A 9,781-nucleotide genomic window follows, 5' to 3' on the forward strand; every position below is an offset into this window, starting at 1 on the left:
TTCAGGGAAATGGCACCGCTCCCCACCGTCGCACGGCCTGACTCTCGCTTTCCCCCGTTCGGAAGCAAAATCGTTTCCTTTGTTTTTCCATCGTGGTAAAATCATTAGAGAAACGAAATAATACAGGAGATGACCTCCTATGAACTGGAAGCGAAGCGTCCGCGTTCTTTGGCTGTGCAATTTCATGGTTTCTGCCGGGATGACGATGGTCATTCCCTTTTTGTCGCTCTTTTTATGGCAAATGGGCGTCACTGAGCACCACGCCTTGAGCATCTGGACGGGACTTGTGTTTTCCGTCACGTTCCTATCAGCCGCTGTCATGGCGCCGATTTGGGGGGTATTCGCCGATAAGTACGGCCAGCGCGCCAACCTCATCCGCGCGGGGATCGGCATGGGCTTGATCACCGGATGCATGGCGTTCGCCGCCTCACCGATGGCGCTGCTTGCTCTCCGATTTCTTGTCGGCTTTTTCTCTGGATTTATCACTGTCTCGTTTTCATACTTGGCCCGCGTTGTGCCGAGAGACCATAGCGGCGAGGCGCTCGGGACGCTGCAGACGGGAAGCATCGCCGGCAACATCATCGGGCCGCTCATCGGCGGCGCCTTATCCGACCTGTTCGGCTTCCGCCCGGTGTTTCTCGTGACCGGGCTTTGCATTTTACTGACGCTCTTGCCGGTCATTTTTTGGCTCGAAAAAGATCCCGTCGTGCCGCAGACAAAAGAAAACAAGGCCAGCTTCAAAGAAGTATTCAGACACCGGCCGCTCATCGTCTTATTTATCGCCACGTTTCTCGTGCAAATCGCGGTTCTTGGCGTCAACTCGATGATGACGATTTTTGTCCAATCGCTCATCGGCCATTCTAGCAATCTCGCCTTTCTATCCGGCCTCGCCTCGTCGATCACCGGCATCGCGACGATCATCGGCGCACCGTACTTAGGGAAACTCGGCGACCGGATCGGGCAGGAGAAAACATTACCGATACTGCTTGTGCTGTCCGGCTTGTTCGCCTTGCCGCAAGTATGGACGGACAACATTTATGAGCTGTACGTGTGGCGCTTCTTGCAAGGGCTTGTTGTTGGCGGCGTATGGCCGTCTATTCAAGCGCTCATCAACGCGCAAAGCCCGCGCCGCATTCAAGGGCGGGTGTTCGGCGTCACGGCAAGCAGCCGCTTCCTCGGCAACTTGACTGGCCCGACCGCCGCAGGCGCGATCGCAGGGTTCTTTTCCATTTCCTCCATTTTCGTCTTATCTGGTCTCTTGTTGATCGCCACCGGCGCATTGGTCGGGTATGCGACGCATGACCGTGCATGGCGCGAGGAAATGAAAGAGAAGATCGCCGCTTGGACGCATCGTCTCCATAGTCGGTACTGACAACCACAGCGGCAAGAGGCGCGGCAGAAAAAACGAAACGGCCCGAAGAACCATTCCTTTCGGGCCGTTTCCTCTCATCGTTTCATTTCTCCGTCCATTTGATCCATCGAAGCAACGAATACGGAATCGCTTCCCCGATGCGCCCGTTCCGCCCAGTCGTCGTTTCCGCCATCGTCAATGAATTCCAAATCGCTTCCTCTGTCGCCTCAACAGCCGCCTGAAACAACTCGTTCATGAGCGGCGCATCATCGCGGACAAGCGGAGGGACTGATTGAAGAACAGAATCGGAAAAATGAGCAATCGTATAGGCGTTGGAAAACGCGATGACAATATCACCGCTCCCGTGATGGACATGGCTTCCCGTCCGCGCCAGCCCCACCGCCGCCCGCTTCGCCAGCCGCTTCAACTGCCGCGCATCAAGCGGCGCATCGGTCGCGACGATCATCATAATCGAACCAGCCGGCACATCCCGTTCATCAAACGACGGCGGCACATACGGCACAAACCGCAGCTCTTCACGCCGCCCGAAATTGCTCACGACAAGCGCTCCGACCGTATACATCCCGCCCGCGATCCGCGACGAGCTGCCAATGCCCCCTTTCCAGCCGAAGCACATCATACCCGTCCCCGCGCCGACCGCCCCTTCTTCCATATCGACGCGCGCCTCGGCAATCGCCTGTTTCGCATGCTCCTTCGTCACCGAAAGCGCCCGCGCCGTATTCAAATAGCTGTCATTGCATTCCCCGACGACAATGTTGGCCGACCCGGTCGTATCTCCGATCTCCGGCGTCATCGCAAGCATATACTCAAGCGTCCCTTGCCAGACAGCGCCGACACTGAACGTATTGGTCAGCATAATCGGCGACTCGATCAACCCAAGTTCCTCGACCTGCACCAACCCGACCGTTTTCCCAAAACCGTTCAAAACAAAACAAGCCGCGGGCACCTTCTCCAAAAACCAGTTGCCCCCATGCGGCAACACCGCCGTCACCCCAGTGCGGATCACTGTCCGCTCATTCATATCTTCCCGAATCGTCACATGACCGACCCGCACCCCAGGCACATCGGTGACTTGATTGCGCTCCCCTGTCGGAAGCGTGCCGATGGAAAAACCAAGATCGCGAAGTTTAGAGCGCATTGCAACCTCCATTTACTTCCGAATGATGTGAAGCCAACTGATGGAAACAACTCCAAACGAACCAAAAGCTCGGACATTGAACGCTCTCCCACCTACGCCCACGCGTGGAAGTGGGGGTCTCCTCGGCGCGAGATGATAAATCTCCAAATATTTTTTCCATATCTTTGTTGAATCGACATCATCATTTCTTTGGTTTGGCTGCAACCCAACCAGTCTTGTACCTGCTCATCGGGTTCGAATGATTCTTTTATTTCAAAGTTTCAATCCCTTATAGGTACGATAAAAACACAATATGACCGATCTTTTGTCCCTTTGAATTTCAATCCCTCGTAGGTACGATAAAAACAATGTTTTTCCCATCCCTGTCGGCAAATTCAGACGAATTTCAATCCCTCGTAGGTACGATAAAAACACGTTGGACAAGGAGACAGCATTTATATCAAAGCTCATTTCAATCCCTCGTAGGTACGATAAAAACCCAAAAATGCTTGTTGTATCAAGCATTTCGATCTAACACTGTTTTCAGAGTACCACGTTCCAAAAATTCTGTCAATACCCTTCAACCTCGGTGGCTGTAAGTCTGAACCGCCAAAAATTATTGTCGTCGATCCCCCGGGGTTTTTGCACGATTGGAGGTCGACGACAATCTTGCGGCTAGTTTATCCACTTGCGAGGCGAAACATTCCAAACCCTTGTGAATTTCGACTGCCAAGACCGACGTGGTACAAAAATGTCAACTGTTCTGGCGAAGAACAAAGACGATAATGTCCCATCCAGCCTGTAATATACATGTCCTTGAATAGTGTGACCACACGATGACGCCGATGAACATAAATCGGTTGAATCGATAATCGTTCCGCTGGCGGAACACCATAGTACGCTACATATTTGTGACAGAAATTCAATTCAATCAAGTGGGGGAATACCTCATCATCAGGATCAAAAAATTGCGTTTTCTTTCTCCCATCCATCGTCTCATATGTGCTGTATACGGTCAGTGGAGAAAGCATGACAACGTCAATTTCATGCCCCCGTATGTCAACGCTCTCCATTTTGACACTTTTCACTTCAATCAACTGTCCGTAAAGCTCAATCTCCCTTTGCACCAAGAATCTCTGCCCAAGTTGTTGAGTCAGCTCTGGAAGAGCGGTATCGATATGCCATTGGAAATCCCCCAAAAAATGAATTGTTTTCCTTTCTCGATCCACTTGATGCGTTCCAAATAAACGGCTAAAGGTAAACAGTTTAAATGAACGTTTCTCGTGGCGAAATCCCCTGTCATGCAAAAACGCGGCTAATTGTTCATTTTCTAACGAACGGTACAATAATCCTTGCAACAAATGCTGATAATGCAGCGGCAAGGAAACCGTCCCTTGCCGTCCGCTCATGGTCACTGTCAATCTCATGTTTTTTCCTGCCTTCCTTATTGTATACCATTTGACTTATAGAATGAATTGGACCTTTGTCAACAGAATGGACACAAAAAATCGAGAGAATTACGCAGAAATACGATACATACGTTCGTATTGATTGGGCGTCAAGTACTCAATCGCAGAGTGAATCCGTTTCCCGTTGTAGAAACAAGTGATATATTCAAAAATGTGCTTTTTCGCCTGTTCACGCGTCTGGAATTTTTCCAGGTAAATCAGTTCCTTCTTCAACACGCTATGAAAAGATTCGATACAGGCATTCTCGTAGCAATTGCCCTTGCGGCTCATACTGCTGGTCATCCCGTATTTTCTCAAACGCGCCTAGTATTCACGCGACGCATATCGGCTGCCGCGATCGGAATGATGCAGCACTTCACCGCGCGGTCGTTGGAGGTGGTAGGCTTGATCCAGCGCTTGGATGACCAGTTCCTTCGTCATCCACTCGTCCATATGGAAACCGACGATTTTACGCGTACATAGATCCATAATGCTCGCCAAATATAGCCAGCCTTCATGTTGCGGATCACTTGGTCATCGGACTTCAGTTTTCCACTGCCTGGAAAAGCTTACTGTCCGCTCTGCTTGTACCCTGCCACCCAGCGGTACAAGGTATTGTCGTTGATTCCCAGTTCCCGGCGACCTGTGCCACCGGCTTGCCTTCTTCCAGAATCATTCGAATGGTTTGTAATTTGAATTCCTTGTCGTACGATTTACCCATTTTAGACACCTCGAATCCATTTGATTTTATTTTCACACTCTCGATTCTCCGTGTTCACTTTTTAGTCTAGCACCACGGGTACGTTTCACTTTTTCCTTCAAACATGATTTTACTCAAATGCACCGATTTTAAGGAATACGTGGAAAAAAGCACTTGCATTTCCCGAATTTCCCCATTATTATAATAATAGGATCATACCACAGCAATGATCTCAGGGTTACTATGATAAGGGCTTTCTGCCTAAGGCAGACTGACCCGCGGCGTTGGGGATCGCCTGTCGCCCGCTTTTAGCGGGCATTCCCCATCCTTGCGCAAACTCAGACCTTGGCGGAAAACGCTAAGGTCTTTTTTACTACATAGCTCTATTAATGGGAGGGAATCGAAGTGAGATACAAAATCGGCCTTGATATCGGCATTACCTCGGTCGGCTGGGCAGTCATTAATCTGGATATTCCTCGCATCGAAGATTTAGGCGTCCGCATCTTTGACAGAGCGGAAAACCCGCAAACGGGAGAATCACTAGCTCTCCCTCGACGCCTCGCCCGCTCGGCCCGGCGTCGGCTGCGCCGCCGCAAGCATCGTCTTGAACGCATTCGCCGTCTGCTCATCCGTGAAGGAGTCTTAACGAAAGAAGAACTGGACAAGCTATTCGAGGAGAAACACGAAATCGACGTCTGGCAGCTGCGCGTTGAAGCATTGGATCGAAAACTAAATAACGATGAATTAGTCCGTGTCCTCCTTCATCTAGCCAAGCGGCGCGGCTTCAAATCCAACCGCCAAAGCGAGCGCAGCAACAAAGAAAACAGCACGATGCTCAAACATATCGAAGAAAACCGGGCCATTCTCTCAGGCTATCGGACCGTCGGCGAAATGATTGTGAAAGATCCAAAGTTTGCGCTCCATAAACGCAATAAAGGAGAAAATTATACAAATACGATCGCCCGCGATGACTTAGAACGCGAGATTCGACTCATTTTCTCCAAACAGCGCGAGTTTGGAAACATGAGTTGTACAGAAGAGTTTGAAAATGAATATATCGCCATTTGGGCTTCGCAACGTCCTGTCGCTTCCAAAGATGATATCGAGAAAAAGGTGGGCTTTTGTACATTTGAACCAAAAGAAAAACGGGCGCCAAAAGCAACATACACATTCCAGTCATTCATCGCTTGGGAGCACATCAATAAATTGCGGCTCATCTCCCCATCAGGCACACGGGGGCTCACCGATGAGGAACGACGCCTTTTGTATGAACAGGCATTCCAAAAAAACAAAATCACCTACCATGATATACGGACGTTGCTCCATTTGCCTGATGATACCTACTTTAAAGGCATTGTGTACGATTGGGGCGAATCGCTAAAGCAAAACGAAAACATCCGATTCCTCGAACTCGACGCCTATCATCAAATTCGGAAAGCCATCGATAAAGTGTATGGAAAAGGAAAATCAAGTTCGTTTCTTCCCATCGATTTCGATACATTCGGTTATGCCTTGACGTTGTTTAAAGATGATGCCGATATTCGCAGCTACTTGCGAAACGAATATGAACAAAACGGGAAACGGATAGCAAATTTGGCGAACAAGGTATATGACAACGAACTGATTGAAGAACTGTTGAACTTGTCATTTACAAAATTCGGCCATTTGTCGCTAAAGGCGCTCCGCAACATTCTCCCGTATATGGAACAAGGTGAGGTCTACTCTTCTGCTTGCGAGAAGGCTGGATATACATTTACAGGGCCAAAGAAAAAACAAAAAACGGTGCTGCTTCCGACTATTCCGCCGATCGTCAATCCGGTTGTCATGCGCGCATTGACACAGGCGCGAAAAGTGGTGAATGCCATTATCAAAAAGTATGGTTCGCCGGTATCCATTCATATCGAGCTAGCTCGCGATTTATCACAAACGTTTGACGAACGGCGCAAAACAAAAAGAGAACAAGATGAAAACCGGAAGAGAAACGAAACCGCCATCCGCCAGCTCATGGAATACGGGCTGACGCTAAATCCAACCGGTCTTGACATTGTCAAATTCAAACTGTGGAGCGAACAAAACGGGAGATGCGCCTACTCGCTTCAACCGATCGAAATCGAGCGGCTGCTTGAACCGGGTTATGTAGAAGTGGATCACGTAATCCCGTACAGCCGCAGTTTGGACGACAGTTATACAAATAAAGTGTTGGTATTGACAAAAGAAAACCGCGAAAAAGGCAACCGCATTCCTGCCGAGTATTTAGGTGTCGGAACTGAACGCTGGCAGCAGTTTGAAACGTTTGTGTTAACAAACAAGCAGTTTTCCAAAAAGAAACGGGATCGACTGCTCCGGCTTCATTACGATGAAAATGAAGAAATGGAATTTAAAAGCCGAAATTTAAATGACACTCGGTATATTTCACGCTTTTTCGCCAACTTTATTCGTGAACATCTGAAGTTCGCCGAAAGTGACGACAAGCAAAAAGTATATACGGTCAACGGCCGTGTTACCTCCCATTTGCGCAGCCGCTGGGATTTCAACAAAAACCGTGAAGAATCCGATTTGCATCATGCAGTAGATGCCGCCATCGTCGCCTGCACAACGCCAAGCGATATCGCCAAAGTCACCGCCTTTTACCAACGGCGCGAGCAAAACAAAGAACTGGCCAAAAAGACCGAACCGCAGTTTCCGCAACCTTGGCCGCACTTCGCCGATGAACTGCGGGCGCGTTTATCAAAACATCCGAAAGAGAGTATAAAAGCTCTCAATCTTGGAAATTATGATGATCAGAAACTCGAATCGTTGCAGCCGGTTTTTGTATCCCGCATGCCGAAGCGGAGCGTCACAGGGGCGGCTCATCAAGAGACATTGCGACGTTATATTGGCATCGATGAACGGAGCGGGAAAATCCAAACTGTTGTCAAAACGAAACTGTCCGAAATCAAGCTGGATGCAAGCGGACATTTTCCTATGTACGGCAAAGAAAGTGACCCAAGGACATACGAAGCGATCCGCCAGCGGTTGCTTGAGCATAACAATGATCCGAAAAAAGCATTCCAGGAACCTCTGTACAAACCGAAAAAGAACGGGGAACCAGGGCCTATCATTCGGACAGTGAAAATCATCGACACAAAAAACCAAGTCATCCCGCTCAATGACGGCAAAACCGTCGCCTACAACAGCAACATCGTTCGAATTGACGTATTTGAAAAAGATGGGAAATACTATTGTGTTCCCGTCTATACAATGGACATCATGAAAGGTGTTTTGCCAAACAAAGCCATCGAGCCGAACAAACCGTACTCTGAGTGGAAGGAAATGACGGAAGACTATACGTTCCGATTCAGCTTGTACCCGAATGATCTCATTCGCATTGAGCTTCCTCGGGAAAAAACAGTGAAAACAGCCGCAGGCGAAGAGATCAACATTAAAGATATGTTTGTCTACTACAAAACGATTGACTCAGCCAACGGGGGATTAGAGTTGATCAGCCATGACAACAGTTTCTCGCTCCGTGGCGTCGGTTCAAGAACCCTCAAACGATTCGAGAAATATCAAGTAGATGTGCTCGGCAACATCTACAAAGTGAGAGGGGAAAAGAGAGTTGGGTTGGCGTCATCTGCTCATTCGAAAACCGGGGAAACTATCCGTCCGTTACAATCAACTCGTGATTGAACAGGAAGAAAAAGTTTCTATCCCGTTGGAGGATATTTGTTCCATTATCATCGAGGAGCAAGCTGTCAGCGTTACAGCAGTCGCTTTAAGCAAAATGGCCGAACATAACATTGCATTATTCACCTGTGACCAAAAACGGCTCCCCAATGGGGTTCTGCAGCCGTTCCAAAAACATTCTCGTCAAGTGGGCGTGCTGCACATGCAGTACGCCTACTCCAAGCCTTTTAAAAAGCGAATTTGGCAGCGGGTCGTGATCCAAAAACTCATCAATCAAGGAAAGTGTTTGGAGTTCCTGAACAAAGAAGGAGCCGACGAGCTATACCGCATCAGCAAAACCGTCGACTCTGGAGACAGCAATAACCGTGAAGCGTATGGAGCCAAAAAGTACTTCCAGTATTTATTTGGCAGTGAATTTACCCGACGAAGCGACTCAGTGGTGAACGCTTCTTTAAATTACGGATACGCCATTATGCGGGGACTCGTCGCCCGCTCTCTCGTTGGGTATGGTTTTTTCCCATGCTTAGGAATTTACCATGATAACGAGTTGAACAAATTTAATCTCGCCGACGACTTTATGGAAGTATTGCGTCCGCTCGTTGACCTATACGTGGCCCAACACATTCAACCGGACGATGAATTTTCTCCGTCCATTCGGGCAGACTTATATAATTTAGCCAACATGGACATACTAGTGAATGGAGAAAAACTGACCGTCGTGAACGCGGTGGAAGAAATGACAAAAAGCTTCGTCACTGCAAGCCGAAGCCAAGACCCTTCGTTGTTGAAATTGCCGGAACTTCTCCCGTTACAACTGCACGTGTATGAGTAAGTTTATGCGGTTGCTCGTCTTTTTCGATCTTCCCGTCGTGACCAACCGGGAGAAGCGCGAATACCGGCGATTTCGCACATTCCTGCTAAACGAAGGGTACGATATGTTGCAGTTTTCGGTCTACAGCCGCGTCTGCCACGGACATGAAGCAACGGACAAACACTTGGCAAGATTAAAACGCAACTTACCTCCTCGAGGATCGATTCGGGCGATGGTCGTAACGGAAAAGCAGTACGCAAAAATGCAGCTGCTTCTTGGGGAACCGACAGCACAAGAAAAGAAAATCACATCCACCCAACTTACACTTTTTTAAAAAAAACGGAAATGGTCCCCTTTTTTGCATAAGCATATTTGCATTTTTTGAAAGCAAAAAAGCCTGCGATCCTTGAGATAGCAGGCTTTTTTGGATACGTATTATACCACAGCGATAATCTCAGGGGAACTATGACCCGACGCTGTTTTTTGCCCGCTGCGGACTTATTATACCACAGCGATAATCTCAGGGGAACTATGACCGCCAGCAGCGTAAGGGAGCGCTACGTCTATTATACCACAGCGATAATCTCAGGGGAACTATGACATTAATTTCGCGAGTTCATACGCGATTTTTATTATACCACAGCGATAATCTCAGGGGAACTATGAC

At 48.6% G+C, this 9,781-nt stretch carries 6 protein-coding genes, 1 pseudogene and 1 CRISPR repeat array (1 of these 8 cut by a window edge); of the genes and pseudogenes, 4 read left to right on the forward strand and 3 right to left on the reverse strand.

What is annotated here, in order from left to right:
* The first annotated feature begins 139 nt into the window (after window positions 1-139).
* Window positions 140-1,372, forward strand: a complete 1,233-nt coding sequence (locus T260_RS136695; protein ID WP_014194810.1) for an MFS transporter — start codon at window positions 140-142, stop codon at window positions 1,370-1,372.
* An 82-nt stretch (window positions 1,373-1,454) separates the two neighbouring features.
* On the opposite strand, the gene T260_RS136690 is transcribed toward T260_RS136695, so the two are convergent.
* The 3 genes and pseudogenes from T260_RS136690 to T260_RS1000000140920 all read right to left on the reverse strand — a co-directional run.
* Complete coding sequence (locus T260_RS136690; RefSeq protein ID WP_023633345.1) at window positions 1,455-2,510, reverse strand: DmpA family aminopeptidase; 1,056 nt, start codon at window positions 2,508-2,510, stop codon at window positions 1,455-1,457.
* A 659-nt stretch (window positions 2,511-3,169) separates the two neighbouring features.
* Window positions 3,170-3,916: a CRISPR-associated endoribonuclease Cas6 gene (gene cas6 / locus T260_RS136685; protein ID WP_023633346.1), complete on the reverse strand. Its 747-nt coding sequence runs from the start codon at window positions 3,914-3,916 to the stop codon at window positions 3,170-3,172.
* Window positions 3,917-4,006: 90 nt separating this feature from the next.
* Window positions 4,007-4,453 (reverse strand): annotated as a pseudogene (locus T260_RS1000000140920) (IS3 family transposase); the annotation flags it as partial.
* 589 nt (window positions 4,454-5,042) lie between these two features.
* Between T260_RS1000000140920 and cas9 the strand changes: the two are divergent.
* Genes cas9 through cas2 form a run of 3 tightly spaced genes read left to right on the forward strand, consistent with a single transcriptional unit; the run spans window position 5,043 to window position 9,448 of the window.
* The gene (gene cas9, locus T260_RS136680) at window positions 5,043-8,306 is read left to right on the forward strand and encodes a type II CRISPR RNA-guided endonuclease Cas9 (protein WP_023633350.1); all 3,264 of its coding nucleotides are present in this window, start codon (window positions 5,043-5,045) and stop codon (window positions 8,304-8,306) included.
* Window positions 8,236-9,135 (forward strand): type II CRISPR-associated endonuclease Cas1, encoded by a 900-nt coding sequence (cas1, locus tag T260_RS136675; RefSeq protein ID WP_031212129.1) that lies wholly within the window; start codon window positions 8,236-8,238, stop codon window positions 9,133-9,135. Before cas9 ends, cas1 begins: the two co-directional genes overlap by 71 nt.
* 4 nt (window positions 9,136-9,139) lie before the next feature.
* Window positions 9,140-9,448 carry a CRISPR-associated endonuclease Cas2 gene (gene cas2 / locus T260_RS136670; protein ID WP_023633352.1) on the forward strand — a complete coding sequence of 103 codons (309 nt, stop codon included), beginning with the start codon at window positions 9,140-9,142 and terminating at the stop codon, window positions 9,446-9,448.
* 100 nt (window positions 9,449-9,548) lie between these two features.
* Window positions 9,549-9,781: direct repeats of the CRISPR family, unit length 36 nt; unit sequence ATTATACCACAGCGATAATCTCAGGGGAACTATGAC; it runs 1,164 nt beyond the window's last position.

The organism is Geobacillus thermopakistaniensis (assembly GCF_000498995.1).
Classification (GTDB): Bacteria; Bacillota; Bacilli; order Bacillales; family Anoxybacillaceae; genus Geobacillus; species Geobacillus thermoleovorans.

Excerpts from the sequence above, each read along its gene's own strand:
- T260_RS136690 (WP_023633345.1), bottom strand. The coding sequence starts at position 2,510 with ATGCGCTCTAAACTTCGCGATCTTGGTTTTTCCATCGGCACGCTTCCG.
- T260_RS136695 (WP_014194810.1), top strand. The coding sequence starts at position 140 with ATGAACTGGAAGCGAAGCGTCCGCGTTCTTTGGCTGTGCAATTTCATG.
- cas6 (WP_023633346.1), bottom strand. The coding sequence starts at position 3,916 with ATGAGATTGACAGTGACCATGAGCGGACGGCAAGGGACGGTTTCCTTG.
- cas2 (WP_023633352.1), top strand. The coding sequence starts at position 9,140 with ATGCGGTTGCTCGTCTTTTTCGATCTTCCCGTCGTGACCAACCGGGAG.